Genomic DNA, 20,614 nt, shown 5'->3' on the forward strand with positions numbered 1-20,614 from the left:
TTACCTTTGATTCAAGCTCACGACTTGGTAATCAGGCGAGAGTTTAATCGTTGCACTGCTCTTGATATATATCTCAAATGTCACTTTATAATTGTTTGTGTGCAATTATCATTTTGATAATCTGACGATTTCGCGGGGAAAGACTGACTAAACTCTGTTCAGGCCTGCTTCAGGTTGGGTTGGTATGAGCTCTAAACACTAAAAAAACTTGCTGTTGAGCTCTGCAAGTTCCTGATTCAGTGCGTTTAATCAGGAGTTGCATTCGGAATGATGACAAGCGACCAATAATGTTCACTTGTCATTTATCTACGAGAGAAAAAGGTTCGACCGTATTGAAGACAATTTAAATGTTTAGATAAAGCCACAATAGTACGTCTACATAGCCGGATGATGCTCAAACCAGTGCTGTGCGATACGCTCCCGTGTTGTCACCCATACAGCATCATGGGCTTCAACATAATCAAGAAAGCGTTTTAACGCCATAAAGCGACCTGGCTTCCCAATAATTCGACAATGCAAGCCAATGGACATCATCTTAGGCTTAGACTCGCCCTCCGCGTACAGACAATCAAAGCTCTCTTTTAGATATTGAAAGAATTCATCACCATGACTGAATCCGCAAGGGGATGAAAAGCGCATATCATTGGTGTCCAAAGAATAAGGAATCACTAGGTGTGGCCTTGTCTCTTTAGAGCCATTAAAGGTTGGAACCTGAGCCCAAAATGGAAGGTCATCACCATAATAATCTGAATCGTAGACTAGGCCATCTTGTTGAGATACTAGCTCTCTAGTATTTGGAGAGTCACGGCCGGTATACCAACCTACAGGACGCCTTCCAGTCAGTTCCTCAATAATGTCCAAGGCTTGTTGCATGTGTTCACGTTCATCATCCTTGGGCATGTGCTGATAGTGAATCCATTTTAATCCATGGCAAGCAATCTCGTGCCCATCCTCAATGATAGCTCTAGTCACTTCTGGATTACGTTGTAAGGCCGTTGCAATGCCAAATACAGTTAAGGGAAGTTGGCGTTGCTTGAACTCGTTTAATATACGCCATACTCCAGCACGAGAGCCATACTCGTACATAGATTCCATGCTCATATGCCGGGCGCTATAAGCCTCAGCACCTGCTATTTCAGACAGAAATGTTTCCGATTGCTTATCGCCATGCAGGACACAGTTTTCGCCTCCCTCTTCGTAGTTGAGAACGAACTGAATAGCGATTTTTGCTTTGTTGGGCCAGTTTGCATGTGGAATATTGTCTCTGCCGTAACCGATATAATCGCGGGGGTTGTATTCGTCCATAAGTAAAACCTTGTTCAGTGTAAATGTGTATGTTGTGTGTTTTGAAGTAAAAGACCGAGGCTTTAGTTATTGGCTCCAGTGTTGAAAATTGCCCTGAAATGCTTTTGCTAGGGGTTTTGCGTATTGTCCTTGCTTTGAGGTGCAAAGATTCAGTTGATGTAAGGATTCTGCAAGCTTGACCGCAGCCACAACACCATCAATAACTGGTACTGCTAGTTGTTGGGATAATTCATGGGCCAGATCTGACATCCCGGCACAGCCAAGAACGATGGCCTCTGCACCATCTTCGCTGATTGCTCGCTGGCACTCTTTTTTCAGGGCTTGGTAGGTGTTGTGGTCGATGGATTCGAGAGCTAAAACCGCAATGTCCGTGGCACGAACACCACTGCATAAATGCTGATAACCATAGCGTTGCAATAAGTGTTGGCTTGCTGGGAGCGTTCTCGTCATTGTGGTGACTACTCCAAATCGATAGCTCACCAAGCTGGCGAGTTGGAAGGCGGCACCAGCAATACCTATAACTGGCTTGGTGGCGATTTCCCTTGCAGCATCCAGGGCAGGGTCACCAAAACACGCAATAATGTGGGCATCAACCCCTTGTTGCTCTCCTTGTTGGATAACATCGAGTAGTGCGGCACTTGCAATAGCCTCGTCAAAGGCGCTCTCTATACTCACTGGCCCATGAAGGGGCGATGAGGCAATGATATGAGTATCAGGCAGAGCAACACTTTGGGCACTGATGGCGATTTTCTCTGTCATACCTTGGCAGGTATTAGGGTTGATAAGGTTGATTTTCATTCGTTATTCCATATTCGCGAAAAGTTGTTGGAAGTTAATCGATGGCTCTTGCCCTGCTTTAAGGTCCAAGGATGATTTAATTCTTTCTAGATGATGAGTCATCCAGTGGATTGCTTGTTCTTGTTGACTGTTATCCAGTAGATTTAAAAGCTCGGAATGGTCCCCACAATCACAGCTGACACTGCTTCGAGAGCCATAGGCGGCGATGATCAAAGATGAGCGATAGCAAAGTTGTTCAATGAAGTTAGCAAGCACGGCATTCCCTGATTGTCGGGCCAATTCAAAATGGAACTGAGCGGTCAGTTGAATGGACATCGCAAGGTCATTTTGTTGTTCTGCCTTTTTCTCTTGGCTGACGATAGAGCGAAAATGGCAGGATTTCTCTTCATCCCAGTGAGATAAAATATCGGCGATGAGCAAGGGCTCTAGAAGAATACGGCTGCTTAATACATCCTCGGCCTCTTGCTGGCTGGGGTGATTAACGTGCGCCCCCTTGTTTGGTTGAATGACTACAAAGCGCTCTAATGCCAGACGTTGCAGTACCTTACGAATGCCAGTTCGACTTACCCCAAATGCCTCTGAGAGTTTGTCTTCTGGCAGACGAACTCCAGGCTGAAGCTTATGCTCTACGATGGCTTTTAATATTTGTTGATACACTTTTTCATCGGTTGTCATGGTTTAAGCCTTTTCATTATTCACGCCCTAACGATGCAAGTTACGTACCAAAAGCCTAATATCTTGTATTTAATTTTGTATACAACTAATGCGGCTTGTAGGGAGAGGAAATTCGATTGGGGGTATTGAATTAGTCATGCATGGGCTCTTCAATGCACGACTGAAATGAGCACCAAAAAAGCGCACTTTGATTAATTATGGTGCGATTAAGGGCGTAATATTGGATTAACAAGTCATTTCCTAGGTAAACAGAGGGACTATTTGTTGGCACGCTATTTGTATTGTGGATTGTATACAAACAATACATGGAGATGTGTCTATGAAAACGGAATTACCTGTAAGTCCAAGGCTAAGTAACCAAGACTTAGCCCCTGAAGAAAAGAAAGAATGGGGCTGGTATAGCATATTTGCTTTTTGGATGTCTGATGTACACAGTGTGGGGGGGTATGTCTTTGCCGCAAGCTTGTTTGCATTAGGTCTGAATGGTATTCAGGTCTTTATTAGTTTGTTGGCCGGCATATCCATTGTGCTTCTGTTTGCTAACTTAATGGGAAAACCGGGTCAAAAAGCAGGGGTTCCATTTCCCGTTGTTGCTCGAATGTCGTTTGGTGTCTTCGGTGCTAATATTCCCGCGGTGATTCGTGGACTCATAGCTGTGGTTTGGTACGGCATTCAAACCTACTTAGCATCCAGTTCTTTTATTATCTTGTTGCTGTATTTTTGCCCACAAATGGAGTCATTAGCAAATAGCTCTTTTGTTGGTTTATCGTATTTGGGTTGGATTGGCTTTAGCTCGATGTGGATACTGCAGGCCATAGTGTTTATGTTCGGAATGAATATGATTCGCAAGGTCATTGATTGGTCTGGACCTGCCATTTATCTGGCAATGTTTGCATTGTGTGCTTACATGATCAATCTAGCAGGGTGGGAGAATATCAGCTTCAATCTAGGCAAGGAGTCGTTGGTAGGTAGCGAAGCCATTATGACAATGATAGTAGCGACTGCGCTTGTTGCGGGTTACTTTGCTGGACCAACATTGAACTTTAGTGACTTCTCTCGTTACTGTGGATCATATAAAGCCCTTAAAATAGGGAATATCCTTGGCTTACCTGTGAACTTTCTTCTCTTTTCCATATTCAGCGTCATCATTGTATCGGCTTCAATTCCGGTGTTTGGTGAGATGATTGTTGATCCGGTGGAAACGGTAAAACGACTGGATTCCGGAATGATTACGGTCTTGGGTGCATTGACCTTCATCTTTGCCACTGTAGGAATAAATATCGTTGCCAATTTTGTTGCGCCAGCATTTGATTTCTCAAATGTTTCGCCACAAAAAATTAGCTTCAAGACGGGGGGCTTCATCGCAGCGTTTGGTTCTATTTTATTGACGCCTTGGAACCTATTTAATAACCCTGAAGTGATTCACTATACCGTAGATGTGTTGGCGGCAATGATTGGCCCACTTTATGGCATCATCATCGTAGATTACTTCTTTATTAAGAAAGAGAAAATTGATGTACCGTCACTGTATACCGAGTCTCCGCAAGGGCTGTACTGGTATAAGGATGGCATTAACATGAATAGTGTATACGCTCTCGCTATAGCGAGTATGGCGGCGATACTTTCGACTTTCTTTATCACTGAACTTGCAAACTACGCGCTGTTTATTGGTGGCTTTGTGTCAGCATTTGTCTACAAATTCTTGATGGAGAAACGCCTGTCTTGGGCTGGAGGCTCTGTTTTGGCGAAACAGCCTTAAACTTAACGCATTTTTATATTTTAAGGCCCGTTCAATGGTGAATGGGCCTTTTTTTACGCTCGTACTATATGGCGGGCATGATGGTTGGTGACTCGTCGGAGGCTGGTTTTTCATCCAATTTCTTTGTTAGCCACTCATAAGCATGGGTGACGTAAAGCTTGTTGAGTTCTCTCTCACACCAACTCTTTGACAGACCTCTGCGATTGAATTCGCTGCCGATTGCTGCAAGGGTTTGGGTGGTCCTTCGTCCGTAATACAAGGTATCGCAAAGCTCAATATTTGACATATATTGAGGGTAGAGATTGACCGTTGATTTGTTGGCGTTGAGGTTTTTGGCTTGATTATGAGTACATCCCGTCAAACCTAGGAAAAACAGAACGATAAGGATCTTTTTCATTGCCCACTTGCTATCGATTAATGCGAGAAAGGCATCATTATAAGCATTGGCTTAAGGTTTGTTTGTCAATTTTGCAACAGGCCGTAACACCCAAGGGTGATTAGGATCTCAAAAGCGTGCCTTTATCACTGGATGAGTCGTGCTTGTCGATACGTCGAAGAACACCAATAGCAATAAACATCGCAACATAAAGGGCCGTACCGCCTATGACCACCGACGGCCATGCCCCATGTTGCCAACAATATAGCAATAGGAACCCACCTAGGCTTCCGCCAATATAGTAGTGCACTAGATAAAGGGCAGTGGCCGTTGCCTTGGCTTGTGTGGCCTTGCGCCCAACCCATCCATAGGCCAAGGTGTGTGTAAAAAAAGCGCCAAAGCTGATCAATAGTAAGCCGAATATCATTGCGCCTAGATGATCAAATAATGCCACCCACATCCCTAGCATACTTAAAGCAGAACCCAGTGCCATGCCTTGTACTGGAGATGAGTATCGAGTCCAGTATCCGGCACACTTAGAGCTGAATGTACCAGCGAGATAGCAGATGAAAATGAGCGATGCGAGACCCACAGGAACATAATGTGGTGCACTGACCAATCGGAAGCCCATTACTGAATACAGATTGACAAACAAAGAGAAGTTAAGCCCTCCAATTAACATGGCAACCCAGACTTTTTGATTTCTAAAATGATCCACTATCGCCCGGTGGTGATGTCGGAAGCTGCTAGAGGATGGCCTGAAATTTTGTTGCTTGGGTAGTAGGTATCCAACCAAAAGAACACCAACTAGGGTAAAGATCAAAGCCACTTGAATAGCGGTAACCACACCATAGTGATCAGCAATCAGCCCACCACTGATCCTGCCCGCGATTCCTCCTAATGAATTGGCAGCAATATAGGTGCCAATGGCCATTGAAAAGGCTTTGTTGTCGAGCTCTTCTGCCATATAGGCCACCGCAACCGCGGCAAATGCAGCGAGAGCGATGCCAATTAAGGCTCTGCATAGAACTAGAAACAGGAATGATTGCTGCAAAAGCATGAGGGCGGAGACAGCCGGAATGGCCAATAGTCCGAACATCATCACGGCTCTTCGGCCCACTGACTCGGATATAACTGCCATGGGTACTAAGCTGAATGATAGAGCGAGAGTAGTAGATGCAAATAGCCAGTTTACTTGAGTCTCTGATACCGAAAACTGCACGGTGAAAGCAGGTAGCATCGGCTGTAGTAAGTACAGATTAGAGAATACAAGAAATGATCCTAGGGCTAAGGATAGGGTGATGCGTTTGTATTCTGGGGACCCGAAACTGACCATAACTGCCTCGATAAGTGTCATTGAGTGATTGAATGTACAAAGTGTGACTACGTTATCATCATGATCTTAATATCAGAAATATATTATAAGTATCATTCCCATATGTTTTTGATCTAATGGAATCCAAGCAACTTAAACATTTTCTTGCGGTGGCAAAACATGGCAACTTTACCCAAGCGGCCAAGGATATCCACATAGCGCAACCGGCGTTGAGTATATCCATAAAGAAGTTTGAACAATCTTTGGGTGTGGTGTTGTTTCGTCGGCAAGAGAAAAAAGTCAGCCTAACCAAAGAAGGTGAAGTGTTGTTAATTCATGCTCAGCGGGTCATTCAGCAGCTTCATGATGCGAAATTGGCGATTGATGAGTTGAAAGGGCTAAAAAGAGGGGAGGTGCGTTTAGGTGCTCCATCAATGATGGGGAGCTATTTTTTTCCTCGTGTGGTGATGGCCTTTAAAAGCCAATACCCAGAGCTTAAGTTGACCCTAGTAGAGGCTGGCACTCGCTCTATTCGCAAAATGTTGCTCAATGGCGAACTGGATTTAGGGGTGATCAATTGTGATGACGTACCAAATGATCTGCATGTGGACCCCCTTTTTACTAGTCAGATGGTAGCTGTGGTTGGCTCTGAACATGAGTTAGCTGATCGAAAAAAAATAGGCTTTGAAGAGTTCTTCGAATATGAGCTCGTTATGTTCAAGCACGGTTATTTTCATAGAGACTTTCTCGATCAGGTCAGTGAAGAAAATGGTTTAACGATGAAATCGTCATTTGAGACGAACCTACTTCCGATGATCCTCAGCATTGTAAAGCAAGAGTTTGCAATAACAGCTTTGCTTGACCTAGTCACAGAATATGAGAGTGGCATCGTAGGAATTCCGTTTTCACCTCCCGTGACATTGGATCTGGGGTTAGCCTGGCGTAAGCAAGGCTACCTGTCTATCGCAGACAAAACCTTTATCGATTTCGTTAAACGCTATGTCTGATCATTAAATTATAAGGCGACTAATCGGCTTGCTCTACTCGAGTTTAAATCACAACCAGTTGCCCTTACTTCCATATTCTTCAATGTGAACGTCAACCATTCACCTCAGTTCTCGATAATTAGATGAATTCCTTTGGCCAAAAAATCAATCGTAATAAAGGACCTAATCAGCTTTCTTGACATTCGCCCCTGCTCGATATCCTCATACCTTTTGTTATTTAGAACTCATAAAACAAAGATAATCTGGCATAAATTATTCATAAACCAACCCGATTAAGTCTTTGTTTTTAGTGGTTTATATAGAGGTTATTGTAAGTTGACGGTCACATTATGATTTTGTTGACCAGCCTCCTTAAACTCTCCCTCATCAACACAGAGCTGTGCGCTAATTTAGGTTGGTTAACTCGCTCGAATACACAGAGGCACCGCCTCGATTGTAGTCCGTGTTATGTGATGGGAAGGGGTGTTAATCCTTTAACGGATGTCATTTAGCGATTCTTCCATCGTCATTATTAAATAGATTAATTGGGAACAAACATGAAGAAAATACTGGGCTTTTCAGCCCTAGTAATTACGGCTTTGACAGCGTCCTCTTCAGTATTTGCTGAAACACAAAGTGATGTGATTGTTAGCAATGTTGATGAGGTCACCTGCGAGCAGTTTTTAGAGCTTGATGAAGAGACCATGCCACTAACAGTAGGGTATCTGTATGCGGTTAATGCAGATGATTCTGATGCTGATCTGATTGAAATCCAAGACTTGGTTAATGTCGAAGTGGCGTCAATTGTCCAAGAATGCACTGTGATTCCAGCAGTGAAATTGGTGGAAGTGGTTAACAGTCATGTAGCCGAGAAAGCCAGAGTTTCAGGTCAAGTCGAAATGGTTATGTAAGGGCTGATGATGAAGAAGAATAAGATTGTATCCGTCGTTAATACACATGCTGAAGCGGAAGAAGTGATGACTACCTTAGTGAACAGTGGTTTTGATGTGAATCATCTCTCTATTGTTGGCAAAGGCTTTGAAACACAAGAGCACGCCACCGGTTTTTATAACATGAACGATCGAGTTAAAACCTGGGGCAAGGCTGGTGCTTTGTGGGGCGGTGTATGGGGCGCCTTATTGGGTTCAGGAATGTTTTGGGTACCAACCTTTGGTGCGCTGCTTGTTGCAGGACCTTTAGTGACCACACTTGTAGGAGCTATTGAGGGCGCAACGATTACCGGCGGTTTTAGCGCTTTAGGTGGTGCACTGGCCAGTATTGGAATACCAAAAGACAGCGTAATCAAATATGAAACGGCAATTAAGACCGATAAATTTTTGATTGTCCTAGACCTTGATGAAGCAGAGGTTGCGGTAGCGAAAGACATCTTGAGTCAGCATCTTGTTGATGTTCATCAAACTGAGGCAGCTGTATGAAGATGAAAGTGATCCTAGCTGGACTGCTAGCGAGTTTAGCTCTTGTGGGATGTACGACAACGAAAGATTTTCTTAATGACCATCAAGATGAAGCTACACAAGCTGCATCCAATCGAGGAAAGTTTGAATTTAGCTGTGATGCCGTGTCGGCAACGGTACTAAACCGTAAAACCATAGAGTTATATCCCGTTGAAATGCCTCAATATCAAGTAGGTATAGCGGGATGTGGCAAGAAAGAAGTCTATATCGTCAATTGTAATCCAGAGAGTGGGTGCATGGTCTATGACAGTGCGCACGACTTTTTGAAAGACACTAAGAAGCAAGACACCACAGCAGCAACCAGTATTGAGTGATAGCAAAGGCTAGTCACTGATAAACAACAATTTTAAGAGAAAAAGCAATGAAACTAATCAAAAAAGCACTACCAATGATCGCAGTATGTTCAACGCTAGCGTTCGCTCAAGGCGCAGTAGCAAAGAACATCACACACCAAGGTGATTTTGAAGATCAGATGTCACAGATAGAACAAGTTTTTGAGTCAGAAGTTTATGTAGCATCTGATTCTGAATTCAATAGATCGAGTGTTACTCTAGATATCGAAAAAGAAATGAACGACATCTATGTGACTACAGATGAAGCAGAAGCGCTAGGGCTAACCAAGTCACTTTCATTTCATGTATACAGTGTCATTAGTGTTCAGCAAGTGAGCGATACGATTGCCAAAATGATTCATCGTGATGCGCCAACTTATTTCTCTGTAGAGCTGTACTCTAACCCTATGGGTAGATCTGACATGGTTGAATACGTAGCTAAAGTAACTGAGTACCAATAAATACGCAGTGAAAAGTTTGTTCATTCGATAAAGTGACGGCTAACTCCCAAGCTAGTATCGGCACTGTTAAAGCCTTAGCGTTTTGCGCTAGGGCTTTTTCGTTTTATAACGAACAACCCTTTGTCGAGGGGAAGGGGGTTATGACACTGAATGCAAATAACTGTAAAATATTGTTTCTAGTGGCTAAAAATGAGTGCGTTAGTGTGCATATAAAGAGGTAAAATTTTATGAGCGCATTCACTTTTTGCACTGTTCTGACTGAATTTTCTGAAATGTTGCTATCTAATAGCATATGCAACCCAAAATATAATGAAATGCCTCGATATGAGGCTAAAACTCTGGACTGGTTTCTACCTAAATATATGAAAAGAACACTAAACGGATTGACTCTTACGCTGTTAGCATCCTTATCATTTTCTGTTGTGGCCGCGCCAATTGCGCTGCCAAATCCTCCGTCTCTTTCTGCAAAGGGTTACGTGCTTCTGGATTACAATTCAGGAGAAGTGATTGCAGAACACAATCCACACACGCAACTTAAACCAGCGAGTTTGACTAAGCTAATGACCAGCTATACGGCTGGACAAGAGCTTAACCGTGGCAACGTTTCTAAGACGGATAGCGTTACTATCAGTCGTGAAGCTTGGGCAAGAAATTTCCATGATTCATCGAAGATGTTTATCGAGGTGGGCACCAATGTTCAATTTAGCGATTTACTGCGCGGTCTAATTATCCAGTCGGGTAATGATGCGTCTGTGGCTATCGCGGAGCATGTTGCGGGCTCTGAAGGTGCATTCGTCGATTTGATGAACAACTGGGCAAGACGCCTTGAACTGAATAACACTTACTTTGCGAATCCGCATGGCTTGGATGATCCAAACCAATCTACAACACCTTATGACATGGCGAAGCTAGGTCAGGCATTGATTCGTGATGTTCCAACACTATTTCCCCTTTATAGCGAAACTTCTTTCACCTATAACAACATCACTCAGCACAACCGTAATGCCTTGCTGCGAGATAAAAGCATGAACGTGGACGGTATGAAAACCGGTTACACCAAGGGAGCAGGTTACAGCCTAGTGAGTACGGCGACTCAGGGTGATATGCGTTTGATCTCTGTAGTGATGGGTACCTCTAGTGCCAACACTCGAACCTCTGAAAGTAAGAGCCTGCTTAACTATGGCTTTAGGTTCTTTGAAACCATCAAGCCACATGAAGCCAATGCTGAAGTGACCGCTACTCGAATTTGGATGGGACAAGACAACCAACTTAGTGTCGGTGTAGAGGAAGATGTGTTCATGTCCGTGCGTCGAGGAGCTGGTAACAACATTCAGGCGGTAGTGGATTTGCCAAATGAGCTTAAAGCACCTGTTTATCAAGGTGACACTATCGGCACGCTGAACTATATGGGTTCAGATAATCAGGTAATTAAGAGTGTGCCATTGGTTGCTTTGCATGATGTAGAGCCTGGCAGCTTTTTCAAGCGATTGCTTGACCGCATTCGTATCTGGTTAGGTTGGGGTTAAAATACAATAGCTTGTATATCAAGCTAACAGCCAAAAGTTAGAGATAGACCACTAGCATCTCTCGCGCCTTTAATGCAAAATACAATCATTATCATTTGAGGGTTGTTTATGCAAAAGATCGTGATTTGGGGAGCGGCCAGTGGTTTAGGCGCTGCTATGGTGGCTCATTTTGTAGAGCAGGGATTGGATGTTACGGCTGTAGCAAGAAACCCAAGCAGAAACCCTATGCTAGACACGGTATCCACCTTAACGTGCGACGCTACGGATAAAGGGCAGGTGGAAGCCGCGGTAGATTGCATTGCCGAAGATGCTTGGGTGATTTCCAGTATGGGAAGTTTTCAATCTGATAACCCAGTGGACTACATTGGTCATCGCTATCTTATCGATGCGCTACAAGCGAAAGGCGTAAAGCGTTTCTTACTCGTAACTTCGCTGGGGTGTGGAGACAGTTGGCAGTATTTGTCGGATAGAGCGAAGCAGGTCTTTGGCAACTCTGTTCGAGAAAAATCCTTAGCAGAATCTTGGCTTCAAACCAGTACTCTTGATTTCACCATTTTAAGACCCGGCGGTCTAAAAGACGGTGAGGCAAATCAGCGTGGTGTGCTATCAAAGCATGGAGAAATTCATGGTTCTATCCATCGTGCAGAAGTGGCTCGACTGGTACATGAGTTGTTATTGAGCCAAGAGAGTGTAGGGCAAATCTACCAATGTGTAGAGAGCTAACCATAGAGTGCTAAGACGCTAAAAACTAAACTATCTATCGAAAACACCACTCACCTGAGTGGTGTTTTTTTATCTGTGCCCATTGGCTTTAACTCACCGCCATTCATTACCAGAATATGTTTTTACAATGTTCATAGGGTAAGCGAATTAGAATAGAAATGTGATTTATGTTACGCTTTGCGCGCACAATTTCGTGCACAACCTAAACGGAGGACTGTTCTGTTGTATTTCTCTATTGATAGAGATTTAGAAACGCAACCTAATATAATTTTTTATGGATGACGAAAATAAGAAGTACAGTATAGAAACTACCGACTATGAGGTAGGCCAGGATAATATTCAAAAATGGGGCTTCGATATACACAACCCCGTATTCGGAACTAGCGCAGTTCTCATCATAGTAACCCTCATAAGCTTGTTACTGGTTGGTCCTACAACCGCTCTTAATTCATTAAACTCCCTTAAAAATGGCATCATCGAACAGTTTGACTCGTTCTTTATGTGGGCCACTAACTTTTTCCTTTTATTCGCGTTTGTGCTGATACTATCCCCTCTGGGTAAGATTCGTATTGGTGGCAAAAACGCAAAATCAGAACACAGCACCTTGTCGTGGATAGCTATGCTATTTGCTGCCGGTATGGGTATCGGCTTATTGTTCTGGGGTGTTGCTGAACCCGTTGCATACTTTACCGACTGGTATGGTACTCCATTGAATGTTGAAGCCTATAGTGAAGAAGCCAAAGCAATGGCTCTTGGCGCAACTATCTTTCATTGGGGTCTGCACGGTTGGAGCATTTACGCCATAGTGGCACTGTCACTGGCCTTCTTTGCTTACAACAAAGGCTTACCGCTATCTATCCGTTCAACGTTCTACCCAATATTTGGTGACAGAGCATGGGGATGGCTAGGGCATACCATTGATATTCTTGCCGTTTTGGCAACTCTATTTGGGCTTGCAACCTCTCTAGGCCTTGGCGCGCAACAGGCGACCAGTGGATTCAACCATGTATTTGGTCTTGAGGGCGGCATTGGCACTCAATTGATCATCATTACTTTAGTGACCTTTATTGCATCATTGTCCGTAATGCGTGGCATTGACGGCGGTGTGAAGGTCCTAAGTAATATCAACATGATCGCAGCGTTTATACTGTTGGTGTTTGTTACCATTGTTGGCTGGAATAGCGTATTGCCTTCTTTATGGGCAACGATCTCTGGCTACGCAACAAACGTCATTGAGCTGAGCAATCCTCATGGTCGCGAAGATAGCGTATGGATGCACGGCTGGACTGTATTCTATTGGGCTTGGTGGATCTCTTGGTCACCATTTGTAGGCATGTTTATCGCGCGTATTTCCAAAGGCCGAACGGTTCGAGAGTTCTTGATTGCGGTAATTGTTATCCCAACAGCTGTTACTCTAGTATGGATGTCAGTGTTCGGTGGCATTGCTATCGACCAGGTGGCGAATAAGATCGGGTTACTCGGTGCAAATGGATTAACGGATATCTCGTTAACCTTGTTCCACGTATACGACGCAATGCCGTTTAGCTCAGTGCTATCAATCCTTTCAGTAGTATTGATCTTAGTCTTCTTTGTCACCTCAGCAGATTCAGGCTCTCTGGTAATAGACAGTATCACCGCTGGTGGTAAGGTCGATGCACCTGTACCGCAACGCGTATTCTGGACCTGTATGGGAGGCGCCATTGCAGGAGTCATGCTGTGGATTGGCGGTAAAGATGCATTGCAAGCATTGCAGTCTGGAGTAGTAACAACTGCTCTACCATTCGCAGTAGTACTGCTAATGATGTGCATAAGCTTAATCAAAGGTCTCAGAACCGAGATCCATGAGTACAAGCCACAAGTTGCCTCAACTCAAGAAGCGTAAGTACGTCAAATCTTAAGTTGAATCTATTACTAAGCCTGAGCGTTTTATCGTTCAGGCTTTTTTATGCTCCTTCTCAGGTGGTTGGGAGTCGAAAAACAAAACCGGTAGTTGCATCGTGAATTATTGGTCACTTATTTTTAGGGACTTAACTTAGCGAGTTCAGTTACTGTGACTTGAAAAAACTGGCGAGAGCTCTTTGGGAAAGGTAGTGCCAGCAAGTTAATGAAAGAGAGATAAAGCCACTGACTCAATTTGTAAGAAAGCTAAAATCATACCTCTATTGATTGCTTTTTTATTAAGGCAAAGGCGGCCTTCCTTGGAAAGCCGCAATGAACCGTTTTTTAGTTTAGATTAGCGCATCAATTGTGAATTCAGCTCTTCCATTTGTCTGCGTCTTTGCCAAAATGCTTCCGCAGCTTGTTCACTTTCAGTTAGATTGGGTTTTGCACCAATATAATTAGTTAAGGTTTTTTCTGCTGGCATTCTGTATACAGAAGACTCGTTAGTCTCACTGACTTTGTGGGCGAGAGAAGTCTCCGACAACCCTAGTGCGACTATCTGACCAGGACTGAATGCAACACCTTCCCAAATGGTAAGCTCATCGACCACAGCGGCATGACCGTTGTTATACGATTGAGCATGATCATTATTGATTAACCATGGAAGGCCAGTATGAATAGTTTGATTGCGTGAGCCAGTTAGATCAACACTGCCAAAATGCAATTTACCCTCACCATCGTAGACACCAAAAGTCATTACACCAAAACCTTCGTTGTTTGACCAAGGTGCCGTTTTATCAACGCTTGCTACGAGAAGGTTCCACTTTAGATTGTTTTCGTCAGTTGTTGCTGTGTAAGGAAGTTGAACAAAGCAGCAACTGCCTTCTCCATCGATGCCAACTTGTAGTTTCAGGCTGTCATTAAGTTGAGCTAAAATCATTCCGTTTGCAGATGAAGCCCAGCGTTTATTCGTCATTACGGCAGGATCATAAGAGGTACCATCTCCCACAAACCAAAGTGAAAACGTAAACTTATCAGTATTAGTAATTACGTCTTCAAATAGTAGATCTTGGTTAAAGTTGCGGATATGGTGTAGTGAAGAATGGTACTTTCCAGGTGCCGATGTTATCTCCGGTTCACCTGTCGTACTTAAGTCAACACCACCATTGATAGCGTTACTAGTTAAGTCATCATCAAAAGTATAGAGGGCGCTTATTGATTGGAAAGGCAGAGTATCATAATCAACATCTTCGATGATTGTCACTGATGCGGTGATGGATTTTGGTATGTTGTTGTTGATTAGTGTAAAAGTGAGCTGGTGGTTTCCAGAAGATAGATGATCAAGTGATGGGGAGAACGAATACAGCTCACCTATAGTAATATCATCGATTACGGCAAGCTCGTCACCATTAATTAGTACCTGAACAGGCAGGTTATTTGATGGAGTAAAGACGATATCAAGCTCATTACTTTCTTGTTCGATGTCCACAAATAGTCCGCGAACACCAATATCACCGATGAGAGGAGTGCCTTCTATTCCCCACTCAGGTTGAATTTCAACATCATGCCAAGTTAGCAACGTTGGGGTGACATCTGTTTGTGCGATATAACGATATATACCGTCTTTATCTCGATTGCCAACGGATTTTAAGGGAGAGGTGAACTGTTCGTTAAGCAACTCTGCATGGCTTGATGCAACCCATATCTTCTTTGCATCAATATCTTGGGAGCCGTGAGCACAATCAACTGAACCATTGTCTTTTTGACGGTTAAAACCGTGGTCGGGTGCAACAATAACTAGCCACTCTTCGTCAAATTGTGCCTCGCGTTGCTCGATAGCATCGAGCATGTATCCGAAGATTTGGTCCGCCTCTTCAATGGTTGTCACATAATCATCGGACCAAGCACCACCGCTGTTTCCATAGTTGCAGTGACCAGAGTAATCAACCATATCTATGGTAGTGAATAGAGAGTGGTAATCTCCAGATAAGATTTTATCAGCTAAAACTTTACTGTTTTCATGCTCCGAAGGACGGTCAGTCCCAGTTCGAAATGCATGTTTATGTTCTATATTGCTTAAATTAAAATTAATGTAATCAAATATTGGCCAGTTTGGATATAAACCGATTTGAAATTCTTCTTTGTCGTTCTTTAAGTGTTCCCAAACAGTTTGAAAGCCATTCTCTCCGGATTTTTGAATAGTGTGCCAACTTCCCGTCCAAAGTGTGGATTCACCTTCTACTGTACTTGTGCCAGATTGAGATAAGGTACCAGAGATACCTCCGGTATAAGCTTGTTGAATGCTAAGCTTGTCTAGGTTGGGAGTGTTCGCATTCAATAGCGCCTCGAAGCGTGTTCCGTCGATCATCACAAGTAAAGACTTTCGCTCTTTTTCTATAGGCTGTGGCTCATCATCATTTGAGGTGCTATTACACCCACCTAGAAGAGCAAGTACAGCTGCACCGCTCGCATATTTTATGATTTTAATCATGTGGTTAACTCCAGTTTTTGGCAATGAAGGAAGATTAGTTGCGAACCATGTCAATTGTGTTTCATCTATCGATAGTTTTTCTTTACAAGCTGACAAGTAAATTTTACTTGTGCTCTATGTCGAAGGACTCGCTTGCAGTGATGATGATCAAGTCTATTGTTTTTCTTGTTTCATCAGGCTTTAACAGAAGTGGCGTAAGTTATTTCAATACTTGTAAGAACAAGCATGACTTATGAATTTAAATAGGGCTCCTCTGAAACAGAGTCAGCGTCGTATCCCTCCTTTTAAAGCACTGAGAGCCTTCGAGTCAGCAGCGCGACATGGAAGCTTCTCGCTAGCCGCTGAAGAGTTGAACGTCACTCGCGCTGCGGTAAGCCAACAAATTAAACTATTAGAGCAATATCTGGACTCCAAACTGTTTGAGCGGGCTGGGATTAAGCTAAAACTGACAGAGCAAGCGCTGGACTACTTACCATTATTAACTGATACACTCGACAACCTAGCCTTTGGAACGAATCATCTTTTTGGTCAGAAAAAGCGGGAGACATTGAAAATTCGTGTCGCTCAGAGTTTTTGTCATATGTGGCTGTTGCCAAGACTGGCCGATTTCCATAGAAATTACCCAAACATCGCACTCGAGTTTTACAGCACGACAAACTTGTACCCGAGTAATAACAACACTGTTGATCTTGAAATCGTTAATGGTTACGGGAATTGGAATGCAACCGAATATGAAACTCTAGGAAGAAAAGAAGAGTGGTCAGTTGTGGCGAGTCCCCAGTTTTTGAATGAGCATGACTTTGCCTTGGATATTGAGGCTATTGCTTTGTTTCCAAAGATAGAAACACTTGGATACAACGAGGGTTGGAAAACATGGTTTGCCCTTCATGATTCGTCGCTGATTTATTCTGCACCAATGATGCAGTTTGACAGCACGCAACTGTCTGTTGAGGCCGCAATTCAAGGGTTAGGGATGCTGATCGCAAAATCAGTATTAGTCGATGATGCTTTAAAGCAAGGCACATTAAAGTTAGCCCACCCAAGGACAATGCCAAGTCAAAGTCAGCATTATTTAATCAAGAATATAACTCATCATAATGCTAAAAAAATCAATACATTTAGGGAATGGTTGGCTCATTGCGATATGTTGTTAGAAGATAGAAAGTGTTGATTTGCTGAAACCTCTGACTTTGATAACCTAATTTAATTGCAGATCTATGCTAGAAGTACTGACGCAAAACAAATGGGTGGCTTAATATTGTTGATATAAGGTGTTATCGGACAAATAACACCTTATAATCTAAATTTGACCTATATAGTAAAATATAGATTGGCTCTACATACTAATGTATATTTGCTTCATTGCTTGAACAAGCCTGATTACTTCTGCTTTAGAATGGAATAAGTGTGTTGAAATTCTTAATGCATGTGATTGCTCAGTATCTGATTTATATAGCCTGAAGCTAGTCGTTCGTACTGTAAATCCAAGCTCATCACGTAATCGATCTCTAAATATAGTTAGCAGTTCGATGTCATCAAGATTAAATGGATTAATAGTAGTGATACCGCTTAATAGATCTTTATCATTTGGAGCAAAATAATAAGCATCAGGAAATGCATCTTTGAGTTGCTCTTTACATAAGCTTGAAAGTTCAAGTACTCGATCTTCTATTTTTTGTCGTCCAATCTCATCCCATAGGAAGCAACTGTCTGTCAGTGCTTGCTTAGCGGGTAAATTGTCATTACCTATCCCTTGCAACTGTGACTGTATAGTGGCAGTTGCCGAATGGGCAGACGATGAGTTTACGGGCCAAAACACATGCTCTCTATCGTTCCAATATTCTTTAAGGCGCGACGCATTATCCCTCACATAAAGGATACCTGATGCCCCTGGACCACATTGCCATTTATGACCTGATCCTGCGTAGAAGTCGCAATCAATATCTTTGAAATCGAGGTTCATCATGCCAATAGTATGTGCCCCGTCTATTAACGTAGGTACATTGTGCTTCTTCGCAAGTTCACAAAGTTCTTTCGCAGGTAATGTCACACCACTGACATAAGGAATATGAGAGAAAACCATCAGCCTCACGTTACTATGGCTTTGCAGGGCTTTCCTGAAAGCCTTAATTATATCATTGGCTTTGAGTTTATTTTTACCCGTGTAAACAGGCAAATCTATTTCAACTAATTCAGCGCCACATCGTTCTACGGCGATGTGTAACGGAGACAACCCGCCGCTGTGTTCTTGGTGCGTTGTGAGGATAACATCACCATGCTTGAAGTTGAGCCCACTAATAATACTGCACATGCCATCAGTGGTATTGCGGCTAAGTACTATCTCATCTTCTTCGGCCCCAAATCCAGAAGCGATACTTTTAGCCATATCATTGACTCTTGATAAACCGCCATTACCCCATGGCGTTGAGGCTACTAGCTTATTATTTTGAGAGTATTCTTTCAGCACTGAACGCGGCATCGATCCTGTAGTGCCAATGTTCATATAAACACTGTCTTTTTCAAGAACAAACATTTTTCTGATTTCTTTCCAATAATCCTCGCCAGAATACCACTGGTCTAGATTTGCATAGTTTTCTAGGTATGTATCGGCAACTACGCTCTTCGATATAAACATGCTACTTGCCACAGTAGCGGCGGAAAAACCAATGCCTTTCTTTATAAAGTCACGTCTATTTGTAGATTCAATATTTTTCTCTTTCATATCATAAACTCCTTTTTAAACGTCTATGAATATTTTTATAGATAAAAACAACCAGATCAATAGATAAAAAAACTTAGATTTTTATATTACAAGATGTAAATGATTTGATTTAAATTGGTGCATTGAGCTAGATAGTTTTCATGCATTTAAATAAAAAGATGTACAGGATTTTTGTGTTGATATTACTATTTGTTATAGCTATCGACTAATTGCACTGTTATGGGTAGACCAAGGTTAAATTACTATTTCAGTATGCACTGTAAAAAATATTTACGCACTAAATTGGACAGATGGTGAAGTCTATACAGTTAAATAGTTACTGTGCTAAGAATAAATTACATTCTTAAGGAGTACTAAAAATGAAAAATCTAAAGGGTTTAATTTTCACAGCTATATTGTCACTATCTAGCCTTAATGTATTTGCCAGTAGTGTGGTGTTACATTCAGATCAAGCGCCAGCAGCGATTGGTCCATATGTGCAAGGGATTGACTTAGGTGGTTTTGTCATCACGTCAGGCCAGATTCCAGTGAACCCAGTCACAGGAGAAGTTTCTGACGATATCAAAGAACAAACAAAGCAGTCTTTAGAGAATGTTAGAGCTGTTATCGAGCAGGCAGGGCTTACACCTGAGCACATTGTTAAAATGACGGTGTTTGTTAAAGACCTTAATGATTTCGCTAAAGTAAATGAGGTTTATGGAGAGTTCTTTGACAGCTACAATGTGAAGAACTACCCGACACGCTCAACGGTTGAAGTTGCGAGATTGCCTAGAGATGTAGGTATCGAAATAGAAGCAATAGCGATCAAGAAGTAGGTTAGTATAACGAGTCTCAGTAAGCCGTTGTAGTGACTGAAACTCGTTGTTTTTATATCACAACTAAATCCGCACCGTCCTTTTTCCGCTCGATACGTAAACTGCACATTACTGACTTAAAAGTTTCAATCTAAATGAGATTGAGGATGCAGAAGTTGATGCGGAACTCACCTTGATTCTACAGGGCTATGATACGAGAACTCGAGATTTTATAGACGAAGGTTTGCCTAGTTTTAATTTACCCAATCACAGGATAATGGAAGTAAAGAGCGTAGACGCTCAAATTGATTGGGCAGAAGCGGGTTTTTAGCTTAAAATTCGCGCTCGCGGCTGCACATGAATTTCAGTCAACTTTAGAGAAAATACTATGATTGTAGAAAATGTGCTTCTTGAATATTACGCAGAAATGCTAAAGGTTTGGGAGAATTCAGTCCGAGCAACTCATGACTTCATATCAGAAGAAGACATTAAGTTTTTTAAACCAATTATCATCGAGCAAGCTTTTCCCGCTGTCACATTGAGATGCGTTAAGAACGAAAGTGGTTCAATTTTGGGTTTTGTGGGTATCCACGACTCAAAGGTTGAAATGCTATTCATTTCAAACGAGGCAAGAGGTCAAGGCGTTGGTAAGGTGCTACTGCAACACGCTATTGAGCAGTTAGGCGCAACCAAGGTAGATGTGAATGAACAAAATCCATTGGCCGTAGGTTTCTATGAGCATATGGGCTTTAAAGTCGTTTCACGCTCACCGCTAGATGATATGGGTAAACCATTTCCTATTTTGCATATGACATTATAAAGCTCGGTTTGTCGTAACCAAGTTTGCTAGAAGAAACGCCCAAGGCTAATAACTTTGGGCGTTTCCGTATGCACTTTTCGCATTGTGAAGCCCAGCAGTAAATGGGGCTAGGCAACCACCTTCTTGGAGATGCAAGCGTAGGTTACTCTTAGGTATGCAATCTCTGCATGTCGAA

At 42.7% G+C, this 20,614-nt stretch carries 19 protein-coding genes and 1 pseudogene; 13 read left to right on the forward strand and 7 right to left on the reverse strand.

Features of this window, described 5'->3' with window-relative positions:
- Nucleotides 1-375: 375 nt before the first annotated feature.
- The 3 genes from puuE to D5I41_RS11970 all read right to left on the reverse strand — a co-directional run bounded on the left by puuE (nt 376) and on the right by D5I41_RS11970 (nt 2,778).
- Nucleotides 376-1,305: an allantoinase PuuE gene (gene puuE, locus D5I41_RS11960; protein WP_119009970.1), complete on the reverse strand. Its 930-nt coding sequence runs from the start codon at nt 1,303-1,305 to the stop codon at nt 376-378.
- Between the two features lie 66 nt (nt 1,306-1,371).
- A complete protein-coding gene (locus D5I41_RS11965) occupies nt 1,372-2,103 on the reverse strand; it encodes an aspartate/glutamate racemase family protein (protein WP_119009971.1) in 732 nt (243 codons plus the stop codon).
- 3 nt (nt 2,104-2,106) lie between these two features.
- Complete coding sequence (locus D5I41_RS11970) at nt 2,107-2,778, reverse strand: GntR family transcriptional regulator (RefSeq protein WP_119009972.1); 672 nt, start codon at nt 2,776-2,778, stop codon at nt 2,107-2,109.
- A 319-nt stretch (nt 2,779-3,097) separates the two neighbouring features.
- Between D5I41_RS11970 and D5I41_RS11975 the strand changes: the two genes are divergently transcribed.
- Nucleotides 3,098-4,537, forward strand: a complete 1,440-nt coding sequence (locus D5I41_RS11975; protein WP_119009973.1) for an NCS1 family nucleobase:cation symporter-1 — start codon at nt 3,098-3,100, stop codon at nt 4,535-4,537.
- A 64-nt stretch (nt 4,538-4,601) separates the two neighbouring features.
- Here D5I41_RS11975 and D5I41_RS11980 read toward each other — a convergent pair whose 3' ends face one another.
- Nucleotides 4,602-4,934, reverse strand: a complete 333-nt coding sequence (locus D5I41_RS11980) for a hypothetical protein (protein ID WP_119009974.1) — start codon at nt 4,932-4,934, stop codon at nt 4,602-4,604.
- A gap of 100 nt (nt 4,935-5,034) precedes the next feature.
- On the reverse strand, nt 5,035-6,249 hold the full coding sequence (locus tag D5I41_RS11985) for an MFS transporter (protein ID WP_119009975.1): 1,215 nt from the start codon (nt 6,247-6,249) through the stop codon (nt 5,035-5,037).
- A 116-nt stretch (nt 6,250-6,365) separates the two neighbouring features.
- Here D5I41_RS11985 and D5I41_RS11990 point away from each other — a divergent pair, with 116 nt between their 5' ends.
- The 8 genes from D5I41_RS11990 to D5I41_RS12025 all read left to right on the forward strand — a co-directional run bounded on the left by D5I41_RS11990 (nt 6,366) and on the right by D5I41_RS12025 (nt 13,613).
- On the forward strand, nt 6,366-7,235 hold the full coding sequence (locus D5I41_RS11990) for a LysR family transcriptional regulator (protein WP_119009976.1): 870 nt from the start codon (nt 6,366-6,368) through the stop codon (nt 7,233-7,235).
- 536 nt (nt 7,236-7,771) lie between these two features.
- Complete coding sequence (locus D5I41_RS11995) at nt 7,772-8,125, forward strand: HdeA/HdeB family chaperone (protein WP_119009977.1); 354 nt, start codon at nt 7,772-7,774, stop codon at nt 8,123-8,125.
- Between the two features lie 9 nt (nt 8,126-8,134).
- On the forward strand, nt 8,135-8,650 hold the full coding sequence (locus D5I41_RS12000; RefSeq protein ID WP_119009978.1) for a general stress protein: 516 nt from the start codon (nt 8,135-8,137) through the stop codon (nt 8,648-8,650).
- Nucleotides 8,647-9,003: a hypothetical protein gene (locus D5I41_RS12005; RefSeq protein WP_119009979.1), complete on the forward strand. Its 357-nt coding sequence runs from the start codon at nt 8,647-8,649 to the stop codon at nt 9,001-9,003. The genes D5I41_RS12000 and D5I41_RS12005 overlap by 4 nt, the downstream gene beginning before the upstream one ends.
- A 47-nt stretch (nt 9,004-9,050) precedes the next feature.
- Entirely contained in the window at nt 9,051-9,482 is a 432-nt protein-coding gene (locus D5I41_RS12010) for a hypothetical protein (RefSeq protein WP_119009980.1), read from the forward strand.
- A 362-nt stretch (nt 9,483-9,844) separates the two neighbouring features.
- Nucleotides 9,845-11,008, forward strand: a complete 1,164-nt coding sequence (locus D5I41_RS12015; RefSeq protein ID WP_186811100.1) for a D-alanyl-D-alanine carboxypeptidase family protein — start codon at nt 9,845-9,847, stop codon at nt 11,006-11,008.
- 108 nt (nt 11,009-11,116) lie between these two features.
- The gene (locus tag D5I41_RS12020; protein WP_119009982.1) at nt 11,117-11,731 is read left to right on the forward strand and encodes an SDR family NAD(P)-dependent oxidoreductase; all 615 of its coding nucleotides are present in this window, start codon (nt 11,117-11,119) and stop codon (nt 11,729-11,731) included.
- A 274-nt stretch (nt 11,732-12,005) separates the two neighbouring features.
- A complete protein-coding gene (locus tag D5I41_RS12025; RefSeq protein ID WP_119009983.1) occupies nt 12,006-13,613 on the forward strand; it encodes a BCCT family transporter in 1,608 nt (535 codons plus the stop codon).
- 351 nt (nt 13,614-13,964) lie between these two features.
- On the opposite strand, the gene D5I41_RS12030 is transcribed toward D5I41_RS12025, so the two are convergent.
- Entirely contained in the window at nt 13,965-16,103 is a 2,139-nt protein-coding gene (locus D5I41_RS12030; RefSeq protein WP_119009984.1) for a hypothetical protein, read from the reverse strand.
- A gap of 232 nt (nt 16,104-16,335) precedes the next feature.
- Between D5I41_RS12030 and D5I41_RS12040 the strand changes: the two genes are divergently transcribed.
- Complete coding sequence (locus D5I41_RS12040) at nt 16,336-17,274, forward strand: LysR substrate-binding domain-containing protein (RefSeq protein WP_119009986.1); 939 nt, start codon at nt 16,336-16,338, stop codon at nt 17,272-17,274.
- Nucleotides 17,275-17,439: 165 nt separating this feature from the next.
- Here D5I41_RS12040 and D5I41_RS12045 read toward each other — a convergent pair whose 3' ends face one another.
- Nucleotides 17,440-18,825 carry an aminotransferase class V-fold PLP-dependent enzyme gene (locus D5I41_RS12045; protein WP_119009987.1) on the reverse strand — a complete coding sequence of 462 codons (1,386 nt, stop codon included), beginning with the start codon at nt 18,823-18,825 and terminating at the stop codon, nt 17,440-17,442.
- 392 nt (nt 18,826-19,217) lie between these two features.
- Here D5I41_RS12045 and D5I41_RS12050 point away from each other — a divergent pair, with 392 nt between their 5' ends.
- The 3 genes and pseudogenes from D5I41_RS12050 to D5I41_RS12060 all read left to right on the forward strand — a co-directional run bounded on the left by D5I41_RS12050 (nt 19,218) and on the right by D5I41_RS12060 (nt 20,439).
- Entirely contained in the window at nt 19,218-19,640 is a 423-nt protein-coding gene (locus D5I41_RS12050) for a RidA family protein (protein ID WP_371860105.1), read from the forward strand.
- A 133-nt stretch (nt 19,641-19,773) separates the two neighbouring features.
- Nucleotides 19,774-19,947 (forward strand): annotated as a pseudogene (locus D5I41_RS12055) (LysR family transcriptional regulator); the annotation flags it as partial.
- Between the two features lie 60 nt (nt 19,948-20,007).
- Nucleotides 20,008-20,439 carry a GNAT family N-acetyltransferase gene (locus tag D5I41_RS12060; RefSeq protein ID WP_119009989.1) on the forward strand — a complete coding sequence of 144 codons (432 nt, stop codon included), beginning with the start codon at nt 20,008-20,010 and terminating at the stop codon, nt 20,437-20,439.
- Nucleotides 20,440-20,614: the final 175 nt, after the last annotated feature.

This window comes from Vibrio superstes (assembly GCF_003569005.1).
Classification (GTDB): Bacteria; Pseudomonadota; Gammaproteobacteria; order Enterobacterales; family Vibrionaceae; genus Vibrio; species Vibrio superstes.

Bases quoted from the DNA above. Each gene is read 5' to 3' on its own strand.
- puuE (WP_119009970.1), bottom strand. From the start codon at position 1,305: ATGGACGAATACAACCCCCGCGATTATATCGGTTACGGCAGAGACAAT.
- D5I41_RS11965 (WP_119009971.1), bottom strand. From the start codon at position 2,103: ATGAAAATCAACCTTATCAACCCTAATACCTGCCAAGGTATGACAGAG.
- D5I41_RS11970 (WP_119009972.1), bottom strand. From the start codon at position 2,778: ATGACAACCGATGAAAAAGTGTATCAACAAATATTAAAAGCCATCGTA.
- D5I41_RS11975 (WP_119009973.1), top strand. From the start codon at position 3,098: ATGAAAACGGAATTACCTGTAAGTCCAAGGCTAAGTAACCAAGACTTA.
- D5I41_RS11980 (WP_119009974.1), bottom strand. From the start codon at position 4,934: ATGAAAAAGATCCTTATCGTTCTGTTTTTCCTAGGTTTGACGGGATGT.
- D5I41_RS11985 (WP_119009975.1), bottom strand. From the start codon at position 6,249: ATGGTCAGTTTCGGGTCCCCAGAATACAAACGCATCACCCTATCCTTA.
- D5I41_RS11990 (WP_119009976.1), top strand. From the start codon at position 6,366: ATGGAATCCAAGCAACTTAAACATTTTCTTGCGGTGGCAAAACATGGC.
- D5I41_RS11995 (WP_119009977.1), top strand. From the start codon at position 7,772: ATGAAGAAAATACTGGGCTTTTCAGCCCTAGTAATTACGGCTTTGACA.
- D5I41_RS12000 (WP_119009978.1), top strand. From the start codon at position 8,135: ATGAAGAAGAATAAGATTGTATCCGTCGTTAATACACATGCTGAAGCG.
- D5I41_RS12005 (WP_119009979.1), top strand. From the start codon at position 8,647: ATGAAGATGAAAGTGATCCTAGCTGGACTGCTAGCGAGTTTAGCTCTT.
- D5I41_RS12010 (WP_119009980.1), top strand. From the start codon at position 9,051: ATGAAACTAATCAAAAAAGCACTACCAATGATCGCAGTATGTTCAACG.
- D5I41_RS12015 (WP_186811100.1), top strand. From the start codon at position 9,845: ATGAAAAGAACACTAAACGGATTGACTCTTACGCTGTTAGCATCCTTA.
- D5I41_RS12020 (WP_119009982.1), top strand. From the start codon at position 11,117: ATGCAAAAGATCGTGATTTGGGGAGCGGCCAGTGGTTTAGGCGCTGCT.
- D5I41_RS12025 (WP_119009983.1), top strand. From the start codon at position 12,006: ATGGATGACGAAAATAAGAAGTACAGTATAGAAACTACCGACTATGAG.
- D5I41_RS12030 (WP_119009984.1), bottom strand. From the start codon at position 16,103: ATGATTAAAATCATAAAATATGCGAGCGGTGCAGCTGTACTTGCTCTT.
- D5I41_RS12040 (WP_119009986.1), top strand. From the start codon at position 16,336: ATGAATTTAAATAGGGCTCCTCTGAAACAGAGTCAGCGTCGTATCCCT.
- D5I41_RS12045 (WP_119009987.1), bottom strand. From the start codon at position 18,825: ATGAAAGAGAAAAATATTGAATCTACAAATAGACGTGACTTTATAAAG.
- D5I41_RS12060 (WP_119009989.1), top strand. From the start codon at position 20,008: ATGATTGTAGAAAATGTGCTTCTTGAATATTACGCAGAAATGCTAAAG.